General features: G+C 72.2%; 26 protein-coding genes and 1 pseudogene. 12 read left to right on the plus strand and 15 right to left on the minus strand.

Features of this window, described 5'->3' with window-relative positions; all coding sequences use genetic code 11:
* Position 1: 1 nt before the first annotated feature.
* The 3 genes and pseudogenes from LO772_RS20965 to LO772_RS20975 all read right to left on the minus strand — a co-directional run bounded on the left by LO772_RS20965 (position 2) and on the right by LO772_RS20975 (position 3,157).
* A pseudogene (locus LO772_RS20965) lies at positions 2-1,950 on the minus strand (ABC transporter permease).
* A complete protein-coding gene (modA, locus tag LO772_RS20970) occupies positions 1,947-2,759 on the minus strand; it encodes a molybdate ABC transporter substrate-binding protein (RefSeq protein WP_231773567.1) in 813 nt (270 codons plus the stop codon). Before modA ends, LO772_RS20965 begins: the two are co-directional and overlap by 4 nt.
* On the minus strand, positions 2,756-3,157 hold the full coding sequence (locus LO772_RS20975) for a TOBE domain-containing protein (RefSeq protein ID WP_231773568.1): 402 nt from the start codon (positions 3,155-3,157) through the stop codon (positions 2,756-2,758). Before LO772_RS20975 ends, modA begins: the two co-directional genes overlap by 4 nt.
* Positions 3,158-3,291: 134 nt before the next feature.
* Between LO772_RS20975 and LO772_RS20980 the strand changes: the two genes are divergently transcribed.
* The 3 genes from LO772_RS20980 (at position 3,292) to LO772_RS20990 (ending at position 4,691) form a co-directional block, all read left to right on the plus strand.
* Positions 3,292-3,852 (plus strand): DUF4245 domain-containing protein, encoded by a 561-nt coding sequence (locus LO772_RS20980; RefSeq protein ID WP_231773569.1) that lies wholly within the window; start codon positions 3,292-3,294, stop codon positions 3,850-3,852.
* A gap of 180 nt (positions 3,853-4,032) precedes the next feature.
* Positions 4,033-4,539: a GNAT family N-acetyltransferase gene (locus tag LO772_RS20985; protein ID WP_231773570.1), complete on the plus strand. Its 507-nt coding sequence runs from the start codon at positions 4,033-4,035 to the stop codon at positions 4,537-4,539.
* Complete coding sequence (locus LO772_RS20990; RefSeq protein ID WP_231773571.1) at positions 4,524-4,691, plus strand: hypothetical protein; 168 nt, start codon at positions 4,524-4,526, stop codon at positions 4,689-4,691. Before LO772_RS20985 ends, LO772_RS20990 begins: the two co-directional genes overlap by 16 nt.
* A gap of 79 nt (positions 4,692-4,770) precedes the next feature.
* On the opposite strand, the gene LO772_RS20995 is transcribed toward LO772_RS20990, so the two are convergent.
* The 5 genes from LO772_RS20995 to LO772_RS21015 form a co-directional block, all read right to left on the minus strand.
* Complete coding sequence (locus LO772_RS20995) at positions 4,771-5,019, minus strand: exodeoxyribonuclease VII small subunit (protein WP_231773572.1); 249 nt, start codon at positions 5,017-5,019, stop codon at positions 4,771-4,773.
* Between the two features lie 20 nt (positions 5,020-5,039).
* Positions 5,040-7,814 (minus strand): immune inhibitor A domain-containing protein, encoded by a 2,775-nt coding sequence (locus LO772_RS21000; protein ID WP_231773573.1) that lies wholly within the window; start codon positions 7,812-7,814, stop codon positions 5,040-5,042.
* Positions 7,815-7,938: 124 nt separating this feature from the next.
* Positions 7,939-8,352, minus strand: coding sequence for an arsenate reductase ArsC (locus LO772_RS21005; RefSeq protein ID WP_231773574.1), 414 nt, complete (start codon positions 8,350-8,352; stop codon positions 7,939-7,941).
* A 34-nt stretch (positions 8,353-8,386) separates the two neighbouring features.
* Complete coding sequence (locus LO772_RS21010; protein ID WP_231773575.1) at positions 8,387-9,163, minus strand: aquaporin; 777 nt, start codon at positions 9,161-9,163, stop codon at positions 8,387-8,389.
* A complete protein-coding gene (locus LO772_RS21015; protein ID WP_231773576.1) occupies positions 9,160-9,525 on the minus strand; it encodes an ArsR/SmtB family transcription factor in 366 nt (121 codons plus the stop codon). The genes LO772_RS21010 and LO772_RS21015 overlap by 4 nt, the downstream gene beginning before the upstream one ends.
* A gap of 82 nt (positions 9,526-9,607) precedes the next feature.
* Between LO772_RS21015 and LO772_RS21020 the strand changes: the two genes are divergently transcribed.
* The 4 genes from LO772_RS21020 to LO772_RS21030 all read left to right on the plus strand — a co-directional run bounded on the left by LO772_RS21020 (position 9,608) and on the right by LO772_RS21030 (position 12,495).
* Complete coding sequence (locus LO772_RS21020) at positions 9,608-10,042, plus strand: ArsI/CadI family heavy metal resistance metalloenzyme (protein WP_231773577.1); 435 nt, start codon at positions 9,608-9,610, stop codon at positions 10,040-10,042.
* 137 nt (positions 10,043-10,179) lie between these two features.
* Complete coding sequence (locus LO772_RS35900; protein WP_269453065.1) at positions 10,180-10,314, plus strand: hypothetical protein; 135 nt, start codon at positions 10,180-10,182, stop codon at positions 10,312-10,314.
* Positions 10,311-11,366: a methyltransferase domain-containing protein gene (locus LO772_RS21025; RefSeq protein ID WP_231773578.1), complete on the plus strand. Its 1,056-nt coding sequence runs from the start codon at positions 10,311-10,313 to the stop codon at positions 11,364-11,366. The genes LO772_RS35900 and LO772_RS21025 overlap by 4 nt, the downstream gene beginning before the upstream one ends.
* 136 nt (positions 11,367-11,502) lie before the next feature.
* The gene (locus LO772_RS21030) at positions 11,503-12,495 is read left to right on the plus strand and encodes a siderophore-interacting protein (protein WP_231773579.1); all 993 of its coding nucleotides are present in this window, start codon (positions 11,503-11,505) and stop codon (positions 12,493-12,495) included.
* An 18-nt stretch (positions 12,496-12,513) separates the two neighbouring features.
* On the opposite strand, the gene LO772_RS21035 is transcribed toward LO772_RS21030, so the two are convergent.
* Genes LO772_RS21035 through LO772_RS21045 form a run of 3 tightly spaced genes read right to left on the minus strand, consistent with a single transcriptional unit; the run spans position 12,514 to position 13,784 of the window.
* Positions 12,514-12,708 carry a DUF397 domain-containing protein gene (locus tag LO772_RS21035; RefSeq protein ID WP_231773580.1) on the minus strand — a complete coding sequence of 65 codons (195 nt, stop codon included), beginning with the start codon at positions 12,706-12,708 and terminating at the stop codon, positions 12,514-12,516.
* 4 nt (positions 12,709-12,712) lie between these two features.
* Complete coding sequence (locus tag LO772_RS21040; protein WP_231773581.1) at positions 12,713-12,910, minus strand: DUF397 domain-containing protein; 198 nt, start codon at positions 12,908-12,910, stop codon at positions 12,713-12,715.
* 4 nt (positions 12,911-12,914) lie between these two features.
* Complete coding sequence (locus LO772_RS21045; protein ID WP_231773582.1) at positions 12,915-13,784, minus strand: helix-turn-helix domain-containing protein; 870 nt, start codon at positions 13,782-13,784, stop codon at positions 12,915-12,917.
* 256 nt (positions 13,785-14,040) lie between these two features.
* Here LO772_RS21045 and LO772_RS21050 point away from each other — a divergent pair, with 256 nt between their 5' ends.
* Genes LO772_RS21050 through LO772_RS21065 form a run of 4 tightly spaced genes read left to right on the plus strand, consistent with a single transcriptional unit; the run spans position 14,041 to position 16,034 of the window.
* Entirely contained in the window at positions 14,041-14,244 is a 204-nt protein-coding gene (locus LO772_RS21050) for a hypothetical protein (RefSeq protein WP_231773583.1), read from the plus strand.
* Entirely contained in the window at positions 14,241-14,774 is a 534-nt protein-coding gene (locus tag LO772_RS21055; RefSeq protein ID WP_231773584.1) for a hypothetical protein, read from the plus strand. Before LO772_RS21050 ends, LO772_RS21055 begins: the two co-directional genes overlap by 4 nt.
* Positions 14,775-14,814: 40 nt before the next feature.
* On the plus strand, positions 14,815-14,952 hold the full coding sequence (locus LO772_RS21060) for a hypothetical protein (protein WP_231773585.1): 138 nt from the start codon (positions 14,815-14,817) through the stop codon (positions 14,950-14,952).
* Entirely contained in the window at positions 14,952-16,034 is a 1,083-nt protein-coding gene (locus LO772_RS21065; protein ID WP_231773586.1) for a protein-L-isoaspartate O-methyltransferase family protein, read from the plus strand. The genes LO772_RS21060 and LO772_RS21065 overlap by 1 nt, the downstream gene beginning before the upstream one ends.
* Position 16,035: 1 nt before the next feature.
* Here LO772_RS21065 and LO772_RS21070 read toward each other — a convergent pair whose 3' ends face one another.
* Positions 16,036-16,413 carry a nuclear transport factor 2 family protein gene (locus LO772_RS21070; protein WP_231773587.1) on the minus strand — a complete coding sequence of 126 codons (378 nt, stop codon included), beginning with the start codon at positions 16,411-16,413 and terminating at the stop codon, positions 16,036-16,038.
* 174 nt (positions 16,414-16,587) lie between these two features.
* A complete protein-coding gene (xseA, locus tag LO772_RS21075; RefSeq protein WP_231773588.1) occupies positions 16,588-17,799 on the minus strand; it encodes an exodeoxyribonuclease VII large subunit in 1,212 nt (403 codons plus the stop codon).
* An 89-nt stretch (positions 17,800-17,888) separates the two neighbouring features.
* On the opposite strand from xseA, the gene LO772_RS21080 reads away from it, so the two are divergent.
* Positions 17,889-18,872, plus strand: coding sequence for a 4-hydroxy-3-methylbut-2-enyl diphosphate reductase (locus LO772_RS21080; RefSeq protein WP_231773589.1), 984 nt, complete (start codon positions 17,889-17,891; stop codon positions 18,870-18,872).
* Positions 18,873-19,500: 628 nt separating this feature from the next.
* Here the strand turns inward: LO772_RS21080 and LO772_RS21085 are convergent.
* Both LO772_RS21085 and LO772_RS21090 read right to left on the minus strand, forming a co-directional pair.
* A complete protein-coding gene (locus LO772_RS21085; RefSeq protein ID WP_231773590.1) occupies positions 19,501-20,124 on the minus strand; it encodes a DUF6542 domain-containing protein in 624 nt (207 codons plus the stop codon).
* A 917-nt stretch (positions 20,125-21,041) separates the two neighbouring features.
* A complete protein-coding gene (locus LO772_RS21090) occupies positions 21,042-21,737 on the minus strand; it encodes a hypothetical protein (RefSeq protein WP_231773591.1) in 696 nt (231 codons plus the stop codon).
* Positions 21,738-21,741 lie beyond the last annotated feature (4 nt).

A 21,741-nucleotide genomic window follows, 5' to 3' on the forward strand; every position in this document is an offset into this window, starting at 1 on the left:
GTCACAGCGCGGTGAGCGTGACGCCCGTCGCCTTGACACCGACCCACACCGGCATCCCCTCGCCGAGGCCCAGTTCCGCCGCGGCGGGCGCGGTGATCTCGGCGACGACGTCGGGACCGTCCGCCCCTTGGACGGAGACCCGCAACCGCGTTCCGGTGCCGGTGACTTCGACGACGTCGCCGCGCCACACGTTGCGCTCGCTGCCCTCGGGCCGCTCGCGGTGCAGGGTCACGTGGTCGGGGTGCACGGTCACCAGCACGGGTCCGTGCGGGACGGCGTCGGCCGCGGTGAGCCGGTGTCCGCCCGCGAGCCGGATGCCCTCTGAACCTCCCTGGCCCGTATAGGCGTTGAGCCCCAGCATGCGGGCCACCCAGGCCGATCGGGGCGCGCGCGTGACCTCGCCCGGAGGAGCGTCCTGGACGACCGCGCCCGCCTCGATCACGAGCATGCGGTCGGCGAGGCTCAGCGCGTCGACGGGGTCGTGCGTGACCATCAGGCACGCGCCGTCGTACGGGCCGAGGTGGCGGCGCAGCGTGTGGCGTACGGCCGTGCGGGTCTCCACGTCGAGCGCGGCCAGCGGCTCGTCGAGCAGCAGCAGGCGCGGCTCGGGCGCGAGCGCGCGGGCGAGGGCGACCCGCTGCTGCTGGCCGCCGGACATCTGGCCGGGACGCCGCCCCGCGAGGTCGGCGAGACCGAGCCGATCGAGCCATTCCCGTGCGGTGTCGTGTGCCTGACGGCGGCTCAGGGCGCCGCCGCGCAATCCGTAGGCGACGTTGCGTGCCGCGGTCAGGTGCGGGAACAGCGCGCCGTCCTGCGGCACGTACCCGATGTGCCGTCGGTGCGGGGGAAGGCCGCTGACGTCCCGGCCGTCGATCGCGACCGCGGCGCGCGCGGGGCCGGGCAGGCCCGCGAGGGCGCGCAGGAGGGTCGACTTCCCCGCGCCGTTCGGGCCCACGACGGCGACGACCTCCCCGGCCGCGACGGTGAGCCGCGCGGTGACAAGGCCTTCCACGCGGGCCGCGAGGGGGGCGGTCACCGCGGCGCCCTCGGTCGCGCCCACGTCGAACGTCGGCCGCGTAGCGAGGTCTTCGCCGGGCCGAGCCATCGGCCGCGGAGGGCCACCAGCACGATCACCGAGACCACGAGCAGCAGGAGGCTCACGGCGACGGCGGTGTCCGGGTCGTCCTGCAGCATCAGGTAGACGGCGAGCGGAAGCGTCTGCGTCTCGCCGGGCAGGTTCCCCGCGAACGTGATCGTGGCCCCGAACTCACCGAGGGCCCGCGCCCACGCCAGCGCCGCACCGGCCGCGAGCCCCGGCGCGATCAGCGGCAGCGTGACCGTCGCGAAGACGCGCAGCGGGCCCGCGCCGAGGGTCGCCGCGGTCTCCTCGTAGCGGCGGTCGAGCCCGGCGATCGCGCCCTCCACCGACAGCACCAGGAACGGCAGCGCGACGAACGCCCCGGCCAGCATCGCCCCCGTCATCGAGAAGGTGAGCCTGATGCCCAGGTCCTCCAGCCAGGGCCCGAGCAGGCCCCGGCGCCCGAACGCGAGCAGCAGCGCGACACCGCCGACGACGGGCGGCAGCACGAGTGGCAGCAGCACCAGCGCGCGCACGAGCGACTTGCCCGGGAACTCGACGCGGGCCAGCAGCCACGCCAGCGGCACGCCGAGCACCAGGCTGATGCCGAGCGCGCCGAACGAGCACTGCAACGAGAGCCGGAGCGCGGTGCGTACGGCCGGATCGCCCAGCCGGTCCGGCAGCGACTCCCACGGCGCGCGCACGAGGAGCCCGACGAGCGGGAGCAGCACGAACGCGAAGCCGAGGAGTGCCGGAAGCCACAGCGGCAGCGGGACGCGCTGCCGCGGGGTGCGCGCGCGGTCGGGACCGGGGAACGCGGCGCGCGCCGGGGCGGCGCTCTTCGTCCCCCGGTCCTGACGCGGCGGGGTCATGGCGCGACGAAGCCGTATTTCGCGAGGACCTGCTGCGCCTCGGGAGTCAGCAGCCACCGCGTGAACGCGTTGGCCGGCCCTTGCTTGCCGCTGTCCTTGATCACCGCGACCGGGTAGGACGCGACGACGTTGAACTGCTCGGGGATCTCGACCGACGTGACGTCCTTGCCCGCCGCGGAGGCGTCCGTGGTGTAGACGATCCCGGCGTCCGCCTCGCCCATGCGCACGCGCGTGACGACGGCCTTGACGTCGGTCTCCTCGGACTTCGGTTTGACGTCGACGCCCGCCTTCGTCAGCGACTCGCGCGCGTAGCGGCCGACCGGGACCGTCGGACCGGCCAGCACCACCGTCAGGTCGCCGCGTGCGAGATCGGCGAGCGACGTGACGTTCTTCGGGTTTCCGGCGGGCACGATGATCGTCAGCCGGTTCGCGGCGAAGACCTGCGGCGCGTTGACCTCGCCGGTCAGCCCGTCCATCGTCTTGGTGTCCGCCGTGGCGATGACATCGGCGGGCGCGCCCTGCTTGACCTGCGCCGCCAGCTCCTGGGAGCCGGCGAACGAGAACTTGACCGTCTGGTCTTTGTGGTTGTTCGTGTAGACCGTCGAGGCCTCGTTGAACGCCTCGGTCAGCGACGCGGCGGCGAGCACGGTGATGGTGGACGGCTCGGCCGCGGCGGGTGCCCCGGCCGACGGCGCGCCGCTCGCGCCCGTCGGCTTGTCGTCCGAATCGTCGTCCCCGCACCCCGCCAACAACAGCAAGGCCGCCGAAACCGCGGCGACAGGCGGTGCCGTACGCCTCAATATCCTCATGGCAGCTCCACAGTGACGCTGGTCGATTTGACCGACGCGACCGCCTCCACACCCGGCACCAGGCCGAGTTCCTCGACGGCCTCGCGGGTCAGGAGCGAGACCACCCGGTGCGGCCCCGCCTGGATCTCCACCTGTGCCGCGACGTCGCCGAGAATCACCTTCGTCACGATGCCCGGGAACGAGTTCCGCGCCGAGGTCGGACGGGGGTTCTCCGGCACACCGGAGCCCGACTCCTCGGCCAGCGCGACCGCGAACGCGGCGAGCGCCGCACCGTCGACCACGCGGTGCCCGTTCTCGTCACGGGCGGTGGGCAGGCGCCCCGAATCCGCCCAGCGGCGGGCGGTGTCCGGGCTCACACCGAGAAGCTGGGCGACCCGGCCGATGCGGTAGACAGGCATGTGCCGGACCGTACCGTACTCTCCCTTGGCGCATGCAAGGGGTGATCGATGGGATACCTCGCACATGCGGGAGCACCGGATTCCTGACGACACCCGCTGCCGAGGCACCCCCGGGCATGGGGGACGATGGTGCGGTGGCAAAGAAGCGTGGGCTCGAAACCGTCCGGGACATGGTGTTCTCGCTCGGGGCCGTCGGCATCGTCGTCGTGCTGCTCCTCCTGTTCGGGCGGCACAGCGAGCAGGACCCGGTCAAGCCGATCGACTACACGCTGAAGTTCCAGCAGGCCAGCCAGGTCGCGCCGTACCCGCTGCTCGCCCCCGAGGGGCTGCCCGAGCGCTGGCGCGCGACGTCCGCCGACTTCGACGGTGTCGACCCCGCTCAGACCACGTGGCACATCGGCTTCATCAACCCGGCCGAGGAGTACGCGGCCGTCGAGCAGACCAACGGCACACCGGACGGCTTCGTCAAGGACAAGGGCAAGAACGGCAAGGCGGCCGGCGTCGTCGACGTCGCCGGCGAGCAGTGGAAGTCGTACGACGGTCCCAAATACCGCTCGCTCGTGCGGGTGGACAACGGCGTGACGACCATGGTCACCGGCACCGCGACCTACCAGGATCTCGCCACGCTCGCGGCGGCGCTGCGCCCGGCGGTTCCTCTGCCCGGGATGGCCCCCGCCGCGCCCGCGGCTTCCTGACCCGCGGGAAACAGCTCCGCCGGACGCCCGGACGATCATCGCCAAATGCGTCCTGACCTGCGCAAAGGCCTCTCGGATGGCGGTCGGCGGAATATCATCTTCCGGACGTTTGGTGGGGCGGCATCGGAAGTTCACTCCGGAGTCGCCCGGATGTCTTGATCCAAATGTCAGCCTTCGGCAGTGGATGTCTCGTACTTCTGCGGAACCCTTGCCGAGCTGAGCGCCGAGCGGCTGTACCGCCTGCTCGCGCTGCGCAGCCAGGTCTTCGTGGTCGCCCGCCAGCGGGCACGCCACGAACCCGACGGACTCGACATCGAACCCGACACCCTGCACGTGTGGGCGGAACTCGACGGCATCCCGGTGGCGACGCTGCGCCTGACCGAGGACCCCTCGGGCTTCCCCCGCCTGAGCCGCCTGTGTACCGCGACGCCGCACCGCCGCAAGGGATACGCCTCCACGCTGCTCGATCACGCCGTCAACCTCGCGGAAGGCCGCCCGATCGTCGCCGACGTCTTCGTGCGCAGCGCGCCGTGGTTCCAACAGCGCGGCTTCGCCGCGCAGGGCGGCAGGTCGGTCGTCGACGGCGAACCGCACACGCACCTTCGCTATGACCCGGCCTGGCTGACCGCGCAGGCGGAGGCCAACGCGTCAGGTCAGCCGTACGTTCCGGCGTGGGTCGCGCTGTGATCCGCGCGGCGGGCCGGTGGTGGCGGCCGGTCGACAGCCGCCCGGGGGACGGCTGGGAGGTGCTGCCCCGACTGCGGTGGGTGGTCGTCGGCATCGCGGTGGCGCTGGTGGTGCTCGGGCTGACGATCGCGATGGCGGTCGCGGGCGGATGACGCCAGGGGCAGGGCCCGGCGTGTGTGCCGGCCCCTGCCCCTGGCGGTGAAGCGCCCCTGGCGGTGAATCCCGCGTCGGTTACTCGGTCTCGTGCTCCTGTTCCCGCTCCCGCACGACCGCGTCGAGCCGGGCGCGGGCCCCGTCCAGCCACTGCTGGCACACCGTCGCCAGTTTCTCCCCGCGCTCCCACAGCGCCAGGGACTCCTCCAGCGTGATGCCGCCGGTCTCCAGTTTACGGACGACCTCGACCAGTTCGTCGCGCGCCTGCTCGTATCCGAGGGACTCCTCGGGGGAGTCCGCCGCCGCGTCCGCGTTCTTCTTGGCCATGGCGCCCAGCCTATGCGGCCCTACCGACGTGCCGGAACGACGTACACGACCGCTCCCCGGTCCTTGCCGAGCACGCTCGCCACGCGCACGGTCACGCCGTACGCCCGCTCGGTGCCGGGGTCGCCGGTGCCCAGTTCGGAACCGCCGTACGGCACGCCGTAGTGCGCGGTGTCGGGGCTGCCGTCGGGCAGGACGACCCGTGTCGAATACGGCGCGCGCGCGGGGACTACGGTGCCTCCGTCGCGGAACCGGTCGACGGGCTGCCCGTCGAGGTATTCGACACCCGCGGCCCACCCGCGCGCGTCGGTGAACGCGGGTTGTCCGGGGAGCGCCGGGAACTCCTGGCACCACTCGCCCCGCGTGTGGCACGCCTCGAAGGGGGCCGTGGGATCGGGGGAGAAGGCCGCGTTCGACGACTGCGCGCGGTTCTCCAGGTTCTTCAGCGGATTGCGCGCGCCGGTGTAGTTGTCGCCGGCCTCGCCGCTCCACCGCAGCGGATCGACGTGTGCGTCGACGAGCAGCACCGACCCCTTCGGGCCGTGGCTGGGAGGATCGTCGAGCGAGAACCGCACGCCGTTGTTCTGGTACTCGGTGTCGCGCAGCCACACCAGCAGCCCCGGCACGTTGTAGGGGACGCGCGCGACCTTCGTGCCCTGGCCGTCGCCCGCGCCGCGCACGGTGGTGTACGCGTAGCGCAGGCCCTCGTCGAAGCCGGTGGGCGTGCGCCACTCCAGGAGGTAGTACTGCTCGCGTTCGAACGAGCCCGACGTGCGCGACCACCCCTCGCCGCGTGTGATCGTCGACGTGCCGAGCACCGGGCGCCAGCCGGCGTCGTCGCTTTCGACGTCGTCGGACCACACCGTCGCGCCGTCCACGACCAGGCTGAAGTCGTCGGCGAACCACCCGCGTTCGGCGAACGCCGCGTCCGTCATGAGGCCGAGGCGCACCTGCACCGTGCGGCCGGCGTACGGGGTGAGGTCGACGCGGTCGTGGCGCCAGCCGCCGCTGTCGCCGGTGAGGCCGTCGGTCTTGCGGAACTCGGCGAGGTTGCGGTTGGGGTCGCGGTAGTCCGGCGGCGTCGTGTGCGGGGTGCCGGCCTCGTCGACGACCGGGAGTTGCCGCCACGTGGCGCCGCCGTCGGTGGAGACCTCGACGAAGCCGAAGTCCCAATCCTCTTCGATCACATAGTCGTTCCACATCCAGAAGGCGGCGTTTTGGGCTCCCGCCGGGACGGTGACGTCGCGCACGATCGCGGTGTCGGCCCATTCCTGGTCGCGGCCCGAGTACCACATGCCGGAGCCGGAGTGCGGCGTGCCGATCCGCACGGTCTCGGGCGGGAGGTCGACCCGCACCGAATCCCGCGTCCCGGCATGGGGTTTCGCGGCGGAGCCGAGGAGGATCGCGCGCTGCGGGTCGTCGACCTCGACGCGCTGGGGGTCGGTCCAGCCGAGGACGTACTTCGACCACGCGCCCATGTGTGCGGGCAGTGACTGGAACAGCGGCCCGCTGTGCGAGCCGGAGGCCATCAAGTCCCAGAAGTCGACGTCGCTTTCGCCGCCGCTGAAGTTGTCGTACAGGTCCGGCAGGCCCAGGTCGTGGCCGAACTCGTGGGCGAAAACGCCGACTCCGGAATCCTCCGGCTGCACGATGTAGTTCGCCACCTTGAGATCGGTGCCGGGGACCTGGTGCCCGCGCAGCACGTTGCCCGCGTGCGCCCAGATCGCGTACGTGCCCTCCGCGCCGCCGCCCGCCGACTTGTCGCGGCCCGCGTGTACGAGGACCAAGTGGTCGATCACGCCGTCGGGTTCGCGCAGGTTGCCGTCGTGGTCGGCGTCGCCGAGGTCTTCCTTGTCGTAGTCGGCCCACGGGAAGTCGGGCTGCGCGGCGGCCAGGGCGTCGACCGCGTCGGTGACGAACTGCCGTACGCCGCGCGGGTTGTCGGGGTGGCCGCTGTTGTCCTGGCGCGGTGCGTCGCAGTGCCCGGCGGCGTACCACGCCTCGGAGTGCGGCACCTTCACCCAGCCGGCCGCCTCGCCGCCGACGCTGTAGGCGCCCTTCGACATCTCCTGGTAGAAGTTGCGCATCGTCAACCCCGTGAGGTCGACGCCGGGTTGCCCGTCCGGCCCGGTCAGGTCGGGGCGTACGCGCTCGGTCAGGCCGGTTTCGGAGTAGAGCGTCGCGTTGTAGTAGGCGGGTGAGAAGTCGGGCACCCACATCGAGTTGTTGTCGTCGCTGCCCGCCGGGTCGGGAAGCCTGTTGTGCAGCGGCCCGTTCATGACCGTGCCCGGCGGCTCGGTCACACAGGTCGGATCGGCGACGCTCGTCGGGCGCGTGAACCCGGAGAAGTCGTCGTTGGCCTGGTCGTTGAACTCGACCAGAATCGTGAGCAGTCGCGCCTCGTGCGTGGCCTCCGGGTCGAGCCCGGCCCGGCGTTCGTTCTCGGCGCGGATCTCCCGCGGGCTCTTCCCGGTCGCGCTCGCCTCGGCCTCGATCGCCGCGAGTCCGCGCGCGGCGGGGGGATTGCCGTCCGCGAACTTCCGGTCCACCGCTTGTGCTTGGCGCGTCGCGGCCTCGATCCGGGCCGACGCGGCGGTGTCCACGGCATGCGGATCCGGCGGCAGATCGTCGCGCGGCGCGACGTAGTTGACGTAGTAGTCGGCCTCGGACGGCACCCACACGGCGGGCGCGTCGGCGGCGGCCCGCGAGGACGACCACGGCGCCGCCCCGGAGACCAGCGCCGCCCCCACTAAAGAGGCGGCGAGCAAACGACGACACAACGGACCGGCACGGCGCATGGCAGCTCCTCGGGGGACGACTCCGGAAGCTTTCGACGTTAGGTTCCCCCGCTCCCGACCATCGCCACCACACCTTCCGCCCCCGCCGAATCACCCCATCGGACGTTCGTGCGGACCGGCGCGGTCAGGGCAGCAGTTCGCCGAGGAGCGTACGGGTCCGGCGCTCGATCTCGTCGCGGATGGGGCGTACGGCGTCGATGTCCCGGCCCGCGGGGTCGTCGAGCCGCCAGTCGAGGTAGCGCTTTCCGGGAAAGACGGGGCAGGCGTCGCCGCAGCCCATGGTGACGACCACATCGGACGCCCGGACGGCTTCGGCGGTGAGCACCCGGGGAGCCTGGCCGGCGATGTCGATGCCGACCTCCCGCATCGCCGCGACGGCCACGGGGTTGACGCGGTCGCCGGGCACCGACCCGGCGGAGAGCACGTCGACGCGGCCCGCGCCCAGGTGGCGCAGGAAGCCCGCGGCCATCTGCGAGCGCCCGGCGTTGTGGACGCAGACGAAAAGCACGGAGGGGCGGTCCGACGGGGTCGGCGGCATGGGGGCGGGATCCTTTCCGGGGTGGGTGGGCGGCCTACGCCGCGCGTGCGGTGCCGCGTCCGAACACGACGGGCACCAGGGCGAGTCCGATCGTCGCCCCGACGACTTGCGCGGCGACGAAGCCGGGCACGGACGCGGGGGCGATCCCGGCGAAGGTGTCGCTGAAGGCGCGGCCGACGGTGACGGCGGGGTTCGCGAATGATGTGGACGAGGTGAACCAGTAGGCCGCACCGACGTAGGACGCGACCGCGACCGGTGCCGCGTGCGCGCGTCCGGTGCGGGCCAGGCCGAAGACCACCAGGACGAGCCCCGCGGTGGCGACGACCTCGCCGAGCAGCAGGTGCCCGGCGGAGCGGTCGTGCGCCGACCAGGAGACCGGCGCGCGGTCGAACATCGCGTTGGCCACGACGGCTCCGAGGACCGCCCCCGCGACGTGGGCGGCGACGTACGCGGCGGCCTCGCGCGCGGTGACGCCGGGACCACCGCGTCGCCTCGTCCACCACTCGGCGAGCGTGACCACGGGATTGAGGTGCGCGCCCGAGACCGGGCCGAGCAGCAGGATCAGCACGCCGAGCCCGAGCACGGTCGCGAGCGCGTTCGCGAGCAGCCGGACGCCGTCATCGGACGACAGCGCGGCGGCCTGGATGCCCGAGCCGACCACGATCATCACGAGCGCGGCCGAGCCCACGAACTCCGCCGCCGCGCGGCGCGCGAGAGGCACGGGCGGCGGCCCGGGGGGTGCGTCGGCCTCCGCGACCGGCTCGTCCGCCGGTACGGCCGGTACGGCCGGTACGGCCGGTACGCCGGTCACGTCGACAGGTCCAACACACCCGCCAGCGCGGCCACCACGGGCGGCGCGACCCGGTAGTACACCCACGTCCCGCGCCGCTCGGACGTCACCAGGCCGGCGTCGCGGAGCTTCTTGAGGTGGTGCGAGACGGTCGGCTGGGAGACCCCGACGTCCTGGATGTCGCAGACGCACGCCTCGCCGCCCTGGTACGACGCGATCAGCGAGAACAGCCGCAGCCGCACGGGATCGCCGAGCGCTTTGAACATCACCGCGATCCGCTCGGAGTCCGCGACGCCCAGCGGCTCGCGCGACAGCGGCGCGCAGCACGGCACCACGGCGTCGTCGCCGTTGTCCACGACCGGGAGCTCTCGCAGATTCGACATACATCGATATTGACAGACGTCGATACACGGTGGCAACGTCGTCTGTATCGACAGTGATCAATACAGCGATCGGAGATCCGCCATGCCCCGCGTCCAACTCGCCCTCCGCGTCCCCAACCTGAACGCGTCGGTCGCCTTCTACACGCGGCTCTTCGGCATCGAACCGGCCAAGCTGCGCGACGACTACGCCAACTTCGCCGTCGCCGAGCCACCGCTCAAGCTCGTCCTCATCCAGGGCGCCGAGGGCGAGCCGACCGCCATGGACCACCTCGGCGTCGAAGTCGAGACCCCCGGCCAGGTCACCGCCGCCACCGCCCGCCTCGCGGCGACCGGGATGACGACCGTCGAGGAGAACGACACCTCCTGCTGCTACGCGCTGCAGGACAAGACATGGGTCCACGGCCCCGGCGGGGAGCCGTGGGAGGTCTACGTCGTCAAGGGCGACGCCGAGAGCCCGGCCCGCCCCGCCGGCAGCGCGTGTTGCGCGCCCGCCCCCGGCGCGCACGCCGGAGCGTGAGGCGCCGCGGAGGTGAAGTGGCGTCGAGGCACCCGGCGTTCGCTACCGTAAGGACTCGGATGGTCACCAACAGCTCCCAATGAAACGGTTGTTCGCCGTGTCCGCGGGCACACCGTCGGTGGGAAGGAGTGGGTCGCATGGGCACACGGGGTAGGCCGAACGACAGCGAGCAGCAGGGCAATCCGATGGACGGCCAGTCGCCGACCATCGGGGGCGGCGACACCGGCACCCGCCGCAAGCCCAAGGACACCGACAAGGACACCGACACGTGAGCGATGCGCCCGACAACGCGTCGGTGCGCCTGCTGGGGAGGGACCGCACGCCGTTCCTCCCCGACAGGCTGTGGCTCGACGGCGCGTGGGTCTCGCGGGCCGACCGTCCCGCCCGATGGGAGGAGGCCGCCCGCGCGGATGTGGCGGTGACGACGCAGACGCGGGGGGTGGTCCCGTCCTCGTCGGCGTCCATGCCGAGCGTGGTGGCGGACATCCTCGACGCGTGTGCGGTGCGACCCGGGCACCGGGTCCTGGAGATCGGCGCCGGCACCGGCTACACCGCCGCGCTGCTGAAGGACCGCGTCGGCCCGCACGGGTCGGTCGCCTCGATCGAGGTCGATCCGGAGGTCGCCGCACGCGCGCGGCGCAACCTCGATGCCGCCGGGGTCGACGTCGAAGTGGTGTGCGGCGACGGCTTCGCCGGTCTGAAGCGGGGAGGCCCGTACGACCGTGTCCACGTGACCTGCGCGATGCGGCACGTGCCCACGGCGTGGCTGGAGCAGTGCGCCGGCGGGAGGATCGCGATGCCGTGGGGGCCCGCGTTCAGTACGGACCGCGTGGTGGCCCTGGACGTGGCCGACGGGCAGGGCGTGGGCCGGTTCGGTGCCGTCGCGTCGTTCATGGTGATGCGCGCGCAGCGGTCCCGCGCGTGGGACGCGTGGCCCGAGGGCGGCGAGACGCGGCCCGTCGACCTCGGCCTCGACTGGCGGCGGCTCGACGGACCCCTGGGCGGATTCGGCGAGTTCGTCGTCGGCCTGCTCCTCCCGGGCGTCACCCACCGCACCAGTGGCGGCGACCCGGAGGACGGCGAACGGGTGGTGTGGCTGGAGCGCGACGGGGTGTACGCGTCCGTCGGTTTCGGGGCGGGTGTTCCCACCACCGCGACCGGCGACGAGCGCCTGATCCGCGACTACGCGGACGCGGTGGCCTGGTGGTACGACCACGGCCGCCCGGAATCCGCCGGCTTCGGCCTGACGGTGACGGCGGACGGCGAACGCGCCCACCAGCGCGTGTGGTTCGGCTCCCCCCACGGGCCCGCTTGGGAGCACTGACCCGTCGCCCCGGGGGCGGGGCGCATCCACGACGAACTTAGGTTAGGCTAACCTAAAATTCCTTCGTGGAGAGGGCTCCGTCATCGCCGGCAACCAACCCCAACGCGGGCAGTCGTACCGGCCGTTCCGGGTGACGGTGAAGGACAGCCGAGAGCTGTCCCCCCACGCCCAACGCGTCACGTTCACGGGAGAGGACTTGTCGCGGCTGGTCGTCGGCGGCCCCGACCAGCGCGTGAAGCTGTTCGTTCCCCGTGACGGAGAGCCCGCGCCGCGCGTCGCGCCTGACGCGGGGACGTGGCGTGACGCGGTGGCCGGGATCCCCGCCGAACAGCGGCCTCATCCCCGGACGTACACGATCCGCGCCCACCGGCCCGACGCGCGCGAGGTGGACATCGACTTCGCGTTGCGCCGGCCGGGCGGACCGGCGTCGCGCTGGGCAAACGAGGCACGGCCGGGCGACAGCCTCGACATGCTCGGCCCGATCGTCCGCGAGAACGGCGGCTTCACCTTCCAAGACCGGCCGCGCGACCGCCAGTTGCTGGTGGGCGACCAGGCGGCGCTGCCCGCGATCGGCGCGATCCTGGAGTCGCTTCCCCCCGGAGCACGCGGAGACGCCGTCATCGCCGTCCCGACGGACGCGGACCGGCAGCGGCTCGCGGCGCCCGACGGCGTGAACGTGACATGGCTGCCGGGTGCCGACGGTCAGGCGATCCTGAACGCCGTGGCCGAGACGGACGTACCGCGTGGGGGTGTGTACGCGTGGCTGGCCGGTGAGACGTCGACGGTCAGCGCCGTCCGGCGGCACTTGGCGGAGCGGGGCGTCGACCGCTCCTCGATGACGTTCATGGGCTATTGGCGCCACGGTCACAGCGAGGAGGGGAGGCTTCAGCCGAAGCCCGCAGCCGAACGGCGGCAACAGCGCGGCGTGACGGCCGCCGCGCAGGGTTTCGCCCCCGTACGGTCGGGCGCGGACGCCCGGGCCCAGCGGTCGACGCGGACGCACGTCGAGCGGCCGGTCGACCTGCGCCCCGATCCCGAACTGCGTTTTCGCCCGGGATTCCGGGGCGCGCGCAAGACGCACCCCGCGCTGTCCCTGGCGGTCGAGACGACGATCAAGCGGATGGCCTGACGGGGTTGAGGGCGCGGCTCAGGCGTGCTTGACGGTGGTGGTGAGGGTGGTCCAAGAGGCGGCGGGGATGGTGAGGTTGCCGCGGGAGGTGTCTTTGCTGTCGCGAACGGCCATGGTGTGAGGGCTGATACGCGCTCCCTCGACGCACTCGCCGCCGCTGTTGTCGCTGTAGCTGGACTTGAACCAGTGAACGGACTTGGGCGTGGAGGCCATGGCGTCAGCGCTCCCTCTTGAGCGCGGTGGTCAGGGCGTTCCACGAGGTGGTGCCGATGGTGAGGTTGCCGCGGGAGGTGTCTTTGCTGTCACGGATCGCCATCGCGACGGTGCCGAGGCGTGCGCCTTCGATGCACTCGCCGCCGGAGTTATTGCTGTAGCTGGACTTGAACCAGTCCCCAGACTGGGGCGTGGAAGTCATGTGGTTAAAGCTCCTTGATGGCCTGGTCGATCATGCGCAGGGAATCTTGCGGGCTGGACGCGACGGCCTGCAACTCGTCGAAAGCCTCTTGGTATTTGGTTACCACGCGATCCTCTCGGACGACCCAGTCGTCGGCAAGCTTCTCCATGTAGATCAGCGGCCTGAGCCCGGCGTCCTTGGCAAATGCCAAGATCGTGAACTGGCCGTCCATGGCCGGGTGCACGCCGACCTTGAACGGCACAACTTGCAGTCTCACGTTTGGCAGCCGTGCCAGATCGGCCATGTATCCGAGTTGCTGGCGCGCGACCGCCGTGCCGCCGACCTCGCGGCGCAGTACGGATTCGTTCACGACAGCGGTCAGTTTGAGCGGTGAGTCGGGACGATGCAGCACCTCCTGCCGCGTCATGCGCATAGTCACGAGCAGATCGACATCCGCCTCGTCCAAGCCGATGTGTGCGGCTTGGTGGAGGGCTCGTACGTACGGCTCGGACTGCAACAGCCCAGGGACGAACTCTGATTGATATGTCTGCAAGCGCTCAGCCGTCGCCTCTTGCCCGATGAACGCCCTCAAACTCGGCCGGATCACCGGCCGGAACTTCGGCGACTGCCACCAATCCCGCCGCGTCTTCGTGACGACCGCGTAGCCCTCCAGCACCGACCGCGTCTCCGCGTCCGCCCCGTACACCTCGCACAGCGCCATCACGTCCGTTAACTCCACGATGGCGTTCTCGCCCTTCTCCAGCCGCGTGATCTTCGACGGGCTCCACAGCAGCCGCTTGGCCACCGCGCCCGCCTTGTGGCCGGATTCCATTCTGAGCCTGCGCAGTTCGGTACCGAGCTGGAGCCGGCACAGGGCAGGGGGCGCGGATTCCATATCTCCCGTCATCACAGGACCTTTCTCCCACGGCGTGGACGGATATTCTGCGGCGGCGCGTGACGTTCTGCGGCGCGGCAGAACGTCACCATGCGCGGGGAACTCTCCTTGGTTCCCACGGCCGTTGCCTGGAAAAGCGAGAAGCGATTTCCCGCCACGAGTGTATCCGCCGACCCCGCCGGGCTGTCACCGTTTCTCTTAACGGACCGTCCGTACGCATTAAGGGTGTGTACGGCAAAGGGAAGGCGTACTCGGCATGTTCACCGCAATGGTTCGCCATTCGATCAGCGACGCCACGGACACCGCTCGGCGCCTTGCCGCCGCATTCGATGTGGCGGGTTTGCAACTCCCCGATGTGGCACCGGTGTTGCTTCCTGACGGCGCGGCCGGCGTGCGTATCGGCCCGGTGCCCGCCGCCCTGGCCGCGCGGCTCGCGGAGCGGTTGGAGGAGTGGGCGTGACGGGCGGCGCGCCGAACAGCCGTCCGGACGGGGAGGATTCGCCGAACGCCGTGCGTCCCTACGTCTCCTGGCTCCGTATTCGCCCCGATATAGGCACGTACCCCCGGGAGTTCCGGCCCACCATCGTGCTCCGGCCCCGGCCGCCGGTCGATTTGGTGGCGTGGGGCGTCGATACCGCGCACGCGGCGTTGGCACTGACCCGGGGCCACGCCTATGCCGAGGATTTCGACTTCCGCGTGCGGGAGTCGTTCGCCGGTTACGGCGGCAAGATGAGCCAGGCCCCGCTGATCCCCATCGCCCTGCGCCACTTCGAGCGCCGCGAGGTCACCTATGGGCTCGGATGGTGGCTCGTCCCCCATTCCGCGATCCCACCGCTCGACCGTGAAAACGCCCGCATCGCGTTACGCCGGGCCTGGACCCAAATAGGCGCCGAAGGCGCCGAGTTCCCGACACCCCCGAACGACCCTTGCGGCCCACAATCCCTCCGCCCCGCCATCACCGACCGCTGGATCACCGGCCGCCGCGGGTGACAGGACGGCGAAGAACTTCGGAATACCGGAAGGAAGCGAAATGGCCCGAGAGATGAAGCACAAGAAGTCCGTTCCGTGCGCGCTGTGCCAGGGAACTGGAAAGATCACGTACAACGAGGACGGCAAGCGCGTCATCCGGGCGTGCGGCCGGTGCGACGGCACGGGAACGGTGGGCTGATGGCGAGTGTGGCCGTGACTCTTCTGGGGAGGGACCGCGCCGCGTTCCTGCCCGACGTGGTGTGGCGGAGCGACGGCGGCGAATACGCGCGGATCGACCGGCACACGGACCACGCGGCATGGCGGGACGCCGCCGACGCGGATTGCCCGCTGGTCACCCAGTGGGACGACGGAGCCGACGAGAACTCCGCCGGGAAGCCGACGTGTTCGCTGTCGCTGCCGACCGCCGTGCGCCGCATGCTCGACGCGTGCGACATCCGGCCCGGGCAGCGCGTGTTGGAGGTGGGTACGGGCTGCGGCTACACGGCCGCGTTGCTGAAGGACCGGGTCGGGCCGGAGGGTTCGGTCACCTCGGTGGAGGTCGACCCGGTTCTCGCCGCCGCGGCGCGCGAACGGCTCGACGCCGCCGGAGTCGCGGTCGACGTCGTCCGCGGCGACGGGCTGAAGGGCTGGGAAACGTCGGCGCCGTACGACCGCGTGCACGTCACGTGCGGGATCCGGCGGCTGCCGTCGGCATGGTTGCGGCAGTGCCCGGACGGCGTGCTGGTGCTGCCGTGGGGCTCGTCACACGAAGGCCGGGACAACCGGCTGGTCACCCTCACGGTGTCGGACGGCGTCGCGGTCGGCCCGATCGGCGCGTCGCTGTGGTTCATGGAGGCGAGGTCGCAGCGGCCGGTGCCGTGGGGTGAGTGGCCCGACACCGGGGCCGTGACCAAAGCGGAACTCCCGGTCTCCTGGCGGGAGATCGATGCCGCGGTCACCGACGCCGACCGGTTCGTGCTGGGGCTGCTGCTGCCCGGGACCCGGCTCTGGGCCTCCGGGCACACCGACGACGAAGACGGCCGCGTGGCCTGGCTGGAGCGTGCGGGAGAGTACGCGTCGGTCGGGTTCGGGTGGAGCGTGCCGACGACCGTGGCCGGCGACGGCCGGCTTGCCGAGGACTTCGCCCGAGCGGTGCGCTGGTGGCACGATCACGACCGCCCACCGGCGGACGGCTTCGGCCTCCGCGTCACCCCGGACGGCGAATTCGCCTGTGAGGAGGTGTGGTTCGGCTCGCCGGACGCCCCGGTGCGTCTGCGATGACTCAGGCGGCGAACGGCTCGATCTCCCCCGCGAAGACGATGATCTGGTCGATGAGGCTCCGTCGCAGATGGACGACATCCGTGCCCGCCAGGCGGGGGCCTCCGTCGGGCGTGGTGAAGACCCACTGGTACCGCGCCCATTCGTCCGGCATGTCCACCGCCGAGCAACGCACCATCGTGCCGGTCCCCGCCGGGTGGTGTCGGATGTCCAGCACGAACCGCTCGACCGCGCCGATTCCTTCGCTGCGGCCCAACGGCCCCCAGAAGACCACGTCGGAGGTCAGGGCCTGCGGGAGCAGGGAGGTCACGGAGCTGTCGTCCGAGGCGTTGAACGCGGAGATGAACGTGTCGATCGCGGAGCGTGCGGTCTCTTCCTGCATGCCCCAGTAATACCAGCCGTTTCGCGTGGGCTCGTCCCACGCCGCGGGGGCGCGGCCCGGGCCGCGTGGGGCGTACGGTCTCGTGCGGACGGCGAATCCCGTGCCACGCCTCGTGGTTCGGCAATTGTTCGGACCCGGTGGCCCGCGGACGGCCGGACGGTTTCGGCAAGCGGGCTACGAGTCGGCGACGACCACCGTCACGCGCCCGTCCGCGACGCGCGCCGTCAGCTTCTCGCCCGAGGCCACCTCGTCCGGCCGCCGCACCGCCTGCCCGTTGCCCTTCTGCAGAACCGCGTAGCCGCGCTCCAGCGTCGCCGCGGGGGACAGCGCGACGACCCGGGCACGCGTGTGCTCCAAGTCGGTCGCCGCGTGGTCGAGGCGGTGGCGGAGGGTGCGGCGGGCCCGGTCGGTCAGGGACGCGACCTCGTCCTCGCGCGTCTCGACCGCGCGGTACGGGTCGGCGAGCACCGGCCGGGTGCGCACCGACGCGAGGCCGTGCTCCTCACGCTCGATCCGCATCGCGATCGTGTGCCGGGCGCGGTCGCGGAGTTGCCGGACGCGCGTCTGCTCCTCGCCGACATCCGGCACCATCTTCTTCGCGGCGTCGGTCGGCGTCGACGCGCGCAGGTCGGCGACCAGGTCGAGCAGCGGCGCGTCCGGCTCGTGGCCGATCGCGCTCACGACCGGGGTCGTACACCGGAAAACGGTGCGGATCAGGGCCTCGTCGGAGAACGGCAGCAGATCCTCCACGCTGCCGCCGCCGCGCGCGATCACGATGACGTCCACCGACGGGTCGGCGTCCAACTCCTCGACCGCGGCGATCACCTGCGGCACCGCGTGCACGCCCTGCACCGCGACGTTCCGCACCTCGAACCGCACGGCCGGCCACCGCCGCCGCGCGTTCTCCAGCACGTCGCGCTCGGCGGCGCTCGCGCGCCCGCACACGAGGCCGATGCGGTGCGGCAAAAACGGCAGCGGCGTCTTGTGGCGCGGATCGAACAGCCCCTCACCGGTCAGCGCCCGCTTCAGGTGCTCCAGCCGGGCCAGCAACTCGCCGATCCCCACCGGGCGGATCTCGGCGGCGCGCAACGAGAGCGTGCCGCGCGGCGCGTACCACTCGGGTTTCGCCTGCACGACCACGCGCGCGCCCTCGGCGACCACGTCGGCGACCGCGTCGAAAACGCGGCGGTAGCAGGTGACGGAGATCGAGACGTCCACCGAGGGGTCACGCAGCGTCAGGAACACCACCCCGGCTCCGGGGCGGCGGCTGAGCTGCGTGATCTGGCCTTCGACCCACACCGCGCCGAGACGGTCGATCCAGCCCCCGATGAGGCGCGAGATCTCCGAGACCGGGACGGGCGAATCCGCAGAGGTAGTCAGCGCCATCCCGCCAGCGTACGGGCAGCGACCGACAGTTCGGTCCGCCCGGGGCGACGGCGGAACCGCAGCCCGCGGACGCCCGTACCATGGAGCCCATGACTGAGGCCGCCGCTGCCCCGCCCGTCCGCCGCGTTCTGCTCGCCGCCCCCCGGGGTTATTGCGCGGGTGTGGACCGAGCCATCGTCACCGTCGAGAAGGCCCTGGAGCTGTACGGGGCCCCGGTCTATGTCCGCCACGAGATCGTGCACAACAAACACGTCGTCGAGACGCTGCGCAAGCGCGGCGCGATCTTCGTCGACGAGGCGTACGAGGTGCCCGAGGGCGCCACGGTGATCTTCTCGGCGCACGGCGTCGCCCCGGTCGTCCACGAGCAGGCCGCCGAGCGCCGCCTCAAGACCATCGACGCGACGTGTCCGCTGGTCACCAAGGTGCACAAGGAGGCCGTCCGGTTCGCCGAGGACGGCTACAACATCCTCCTCATCGGCCACGAAGGCCACGAGGAGGTCGTCGGGACGATGGGCGAGGCGCCGGAGAGCATCACGCTCGTCGACGGCCCGGACGACGTGGCCAACGTCGAGGTGGAGAACCCGTCCAAGGTGGTGTGGCTCTCGCAGACCACGCTGTCGGTGGACGAGGCCATGGCGACCGTCGGCGCGCTCAAGGAGAAGTTCCCGCTCCTGGAGAGCCCGCCCAGCGACGACATCTGCTACGCGACGCAGAACCGGCAGACGGCGGTCAAGCAGATCGCCGAGGAGGCCGACCTCATCATCGTCGTCGGCTCGAAGAACTCGTCGAACTCGGTGCGGCTGGTCGAGGTGGGCCTGGAGGCGGGCGCGGGGGCGTCGTACCTGGTGGACCACGCCGGGGAGGTCGACGAGGCGTGGCTGGAGGGCGTCTCCACGATCGGCGTGACGAGCGGCGCCTCGGTGCCCGAGGTGCTGGTCGACGGCGTGCTGGACTGGCTCGCGGAGCGCGGCTTCGACGACGTCCGGGTGCACACGGCGATGGAGGAGAAGCTCGCCTTCTCGCTCCCGCAGGAACTGCGCCGCGACCTGAAGGCGGCGGGCCAACCGGCCTGAGGGAGCGGCCGGGCCGCGTGCGGGAGGCGGGCGCCGGCCACCGCGCGGGTGGCTCCGGGGCGTCGGCGAGCACGCGGTCGGCGGTGGCGTCGACGCGCGGGGACGAGCCGGGCGGTGTGGGCCATCGGGGCGCGCGGGGACGCGTTGTCGGCGTCGTCACCCGGATGGGGCCTGCCGACCGGATGGGGGCCTGCCGAGCGGCGGGCCCGTCGTCCGTCCGGGGACCGCGCTGGTGCGCGTCGGCACGGGCACGACCGGCCCCGGCGTGCGCTGTGGGGCGAGGCGACCCTCGTCGAGGAGGCGGGTGCGCGGGCGAGCAGGGCCACGCGGATTAAGCCGAACGGCGTGGAGCCGCGTGCAAGGCTGGAGCCGTGGAGCCGTGGAGCCGTGGAGCCGTGGAGCGCCGTGAATCGTGCGCGCGGTTTGCGGGCGTGTGACTCGGGCCGCGTGTCCGCGGGGCTTTGCGTGACGTGAATCGCGCGTGGCGGGGGCGTGTGTCTTGGGGCGTGTGTGACCCGGCTGCCGCGAGCCGGGCGCCGCGTGATCCGGCGGACCCCGTGTGAGCCCGAACCGTCCGCCGACCCGACCCCGTGTGACCCGCGTGGCGTGCGCGCCACGCGAGGTCGGGTCAGTGCTCGCGCGGCGTCTCGCGGATGTCGCGGGACTCCCTCGGGCTGTGGATACCGGGGGAGACCTGACCGCTCCACGCGCGGTCGCGGCCGGTGGCGGCGTGGGCGGCACGCGGGTCGCGCGCCTCGCGTGCCGTGCGCGAATCGCGGTGCTCGCGGCCGTCGCGGGTCTCCCGGCCTTCCCGGCCTTCCCGGGCGTCGCGATTGTCGCGCGCCTCCCGCGCCTCCCGCGCCTCCCGTGTCGCCCGGCGGCGGGCCGCCTCGCGGTCGGCGCGGCGCCGGACCATCACGATCCCGGCCGCGAGCATCGTGCCGGTCCACAGCACACTGGCCTTGAAGGTCAGGGCCGTGAACATGTCGAGCCCGGTGCGGATCACGAAGCTCTCGGAGTTCTTGCTCGGGAACACCACGCTGAGCACCAGCACCGTCAGCGCGAAGGCGATGGGGGCGGCGAAGAACGCCGCCGTGAGGTCCCGGATCCGGGTCTTGGCCGCGACCAGGGCACACGCGACCAGGAAGACGATCGCGAAGAACCAGCCGAGTGTGTCGGAGAACACCTTGTCGAGCAGCCCGCCCAGCAGCGTCGCGCCGGTCGCGAGGACCACCGCCCCCGGCGCGGTCAACCCGGGCGTTCCGGACGGACGCCGGGACGGCCCGGGACGGCGTACGGCATTGCGCCCGCCAGAGGGACCGCCGGACTGCCGGGCCCGGGGCGGACCGCCGCCGACCTCGGGAGCCGAGGGCGGCGGGACGTGGTTCCCGGCCGACGGACGCCCCGTCGCGGCGGTGCCGGAGCGGGGCCGTTGCCCGTCGTCACGCACGGGTGTCGCGGAGGCCGCGGCCGACACCGGCGGCATCGGCGGAGCCGACGGCGGCGCGGGAGGAGCCGCCGGTCGCGGCGCCGCCGGAGGAGGCGGGTGCTCGGGCGGCGCGGGCGGCGGCGGCCCGGCCGCGGCGGGCGGAGCCGCCGGCCGCGAGCGCGGAGGCTCGGGGCTCGGGGCGGCGGGGGACGATCGACGGCGGCGCACCGGCTCAGCCCGTCCCGGGGAAGGCACGGTCCGGCGGCGGCCCTGCGGTTGCCCGGCCGAGGTCGGGCGGGCACGGCTGCGCTGATTCACGTTTCCACGCTATGCGTATGACATGACTCAAATCGGTGAAGAACACGCTCATCCTTGTATGAGTACGACATCCGAGAACAATTGATCACGGTGAGTCACGAATGATCGCAACCGGTCACGGCAGCCCACGGCGGCGTACGCACGAGCCGCCCGCGTGCCCTGACGAGGCGTCGGGCGACGCGCAAAGCCTCCCGTCCGCCTCGGGCCGCCCTGTCACCTCACCCGGTCCGGTCCACCCGGCTCGGTGGCTCCGGTCGACACGGTCGCGCGCGTCCCGCCGTGATTGTCGGGACCCGCACACATCAGGACGCACGCGACCCCGCGGCCGGTGGCAGCCGGGCGGCGGCGGATTCCCCGGGGACGCCCCGGCGCGACCGCCGAATCCCGCGCGGGCCGCCGGACGCGCGCATCGTGACGGCGCGTCAGTCCCGCGGCGACCAGGACTGGTACGGCGGCTGCGCCTGCCCGCCCGCGGGTGCGCCGCCGGGCTGCCCGTATGGTCCCGGCTGCTGGGGAACGCCGTACCCGTGCTGTTGCTGCTGCGGAGCGCCGTACCCCTGCTGCCACGCACCGGCCGCCGCCTGTGCCTCCAACTGCTCGAACGCGTTGCGCGCCGCCCGCGACCCCTTCACCTCGGTCGGGATGCCCCATTGCGCCGCCATGTCCTTGATGTCCTTGGCGAACCACGGCAGTTGCTCGGCGGCGATGAAGTTGAGGGTGTGCTTGGTGGTGCCGCCGTCGCGGCGGGCCGCGTGCAGCGTGACGCTGCTCGGTGCCTCACCCGTGCCCTGGCGCAGCTTGACGGTGACGGAGGTGATCTCGCCCCAGCCGATTTGGCGGGTCTTCGTCATGCCGTACAGCACCATGCCCTGGGCGCTGAGCGCGAGTCTGCGGTGCTTGTAGACGTAGTACCCGAGAATCACGAACAGCGACAACGGAATTGCCAGCGCCGCCATCGCGCCCTTCGGCAGACCGGTGTCGCCCGCGAGTTCGGCGAGATCGAGCGGCAGCAGGGCCAGCGGGACCACCGCGGCCAGCAGCAATCTGCCGAACTTCTCGCCCTGCCACAGCACATGGTCCGGGAATGGGACGCGGTTGCCGGACGCCTGGACGCTCATCGCA

The sequence above is a fragment of the Yinghuangia sp. ASG 101 genome (assembly GCF_021165735.1).
Lineage (GTDB): Bacteria > Actinomycetota > Actinomycetes > Streptomycetales > Streptomycetaceae > Yinghuangia.

What these genes read in the sequence shown, in the direction of transcription:
- modA (WP_231773567.1), bottom strand. Translation starts at nt 2,759, where the DNA reads ATGAGGATATTGAGGCGTACGGCACCGCCTGTCGCCGCGGTTTCGGCG.
- LO772_RS20975 (WP_231773568.1), bottom strand. Translation starts at nt 3,157, where the DNA reads ATGCCTGTCTACCGCATCGGCCGGGTCGCCCAGCTTCTCGGTGTGAGC.
- LO772_RS20995 (WP_231773572.1), bottom strand. Translation starts at nt 5,019, where the DNA reads ATGGCCAAGAAGAACGCGGACGCGGCGGCGGACTCCCCCGAGGAGTCC.
- LO772_RS21000 (WP_231773573.1), bottom strand. Translation starts at nt 7,814, where the DNA reads ATGCGCCGTGCCGGTCCGTTGTGTCGTCGTTTGCTCGCCGCCTCTTTA.
- LO772_RS21005 (WP_231773574.1), bottom strand. Translation starts at nt 8,352, where the DNA reads ATGCCGCCGACCCCGTCGGACCGCCCCTCCGTGCTTTTCGTCTGCGTC.
- LO772_RS21015 (WP_231773576.1), bottom strand. Translation starts at nt 9,525, where the DNA reads ATGTCGAATCTGCGAGAGCTCCCGGTCGTGGACAACGGCGACGACGCC.
- LO772_RS21020 (WP_231773577.1), top strand. Translation starts at nt 9,608, where the DNA reads ATGCCCCGCGTCCAACTCGCCCTCCGCGTCCCCAACCTGAACGCGTCG.
- LO772_RS35900 (WP_269453065.1), top strand. Translation starts at nt 10,180, where the DNA reads ATGGGCACACGGGGTAGGCCGAACGACAGCGAGCAGCAGGGCAATCCG.
- LO772_RS21035 (WP_231773580.1), bottom strand. Translation starts at nt 12,708, where the DNA reads ATGGCCTCCACGCCCAAGTCCGTTCACTGGTTCAAGTCCAGCTACAGC.
- LO772_RS21040 (WP_231773581.1), bottom strand. Translation starts at nt 12,910, where the DNA reads ATGACTTCCACGCCCCAGTCTGGGGACTGGTTCAAGTCCAGCTACAGC.
- LO772_RS21045 (WP_231773582.1), bottom strand. Translation starts at nt 13,784, where the DNA reads ATGGAATCCGCGCCCCCTGCCCTGTGCCGGCTCCAGCTCGGTACCGAA.
- LO772_RS21050 (WP_231773583.1), top strand. Translation starts at nt 14,041, where the DNA reads ATGTTCACCGCAATGGTTCGCCATTCGATCAGCGACGCCACGGACACC.
- LO772_RS21060 (WP_231773585.1), top strand. Translation starts at nt 14,815, where the DNA reads ATGGCCCGAGAGATGAAGCACAAGAAGTCCGTTCCGTGCGCGCTGTGC.
- LO772_RS21065 (WP_231773586.1), top strand. Translation starts at nt 14,952, where the DNA reads ATGGCGAGTGTGGCCGTGACTCTTCTGGGGAGGGACCGCGCCGCGTTC.
- LO772_RS21070 (WP_231773587.1), bottom strand. Translation starts at nt 16,413, where the DNA reads ATGCAGGAAGAGACCGCACGCTCCGCGATCGACACGTTCATCTCCGCG.
- xseA (WP_231773588.1), bottom strand. Translation starts at nt 17,799, where the DNA reads ATGGCGCTGACTACCTCTGCGGATTCGCCCGTCCCGGTCTCGGAGATC.
- LO772_RS21080 (WP_231773589.1), top strand. Translation starts at nt 17,889, where the DNA reads ATGACTGAGGCCGCCGCTGCCCCGCCCGTCCGCCGCGTTCTGCTCGCC.
- LO772_RS21090 (WP_231773591.1), bottom strand. Translation starts at nt 21,737, where the DNA reads ATGAGCGTCCAGGCGTCCGGCAACCGCGTCCCATTCCCGGACCATGTG.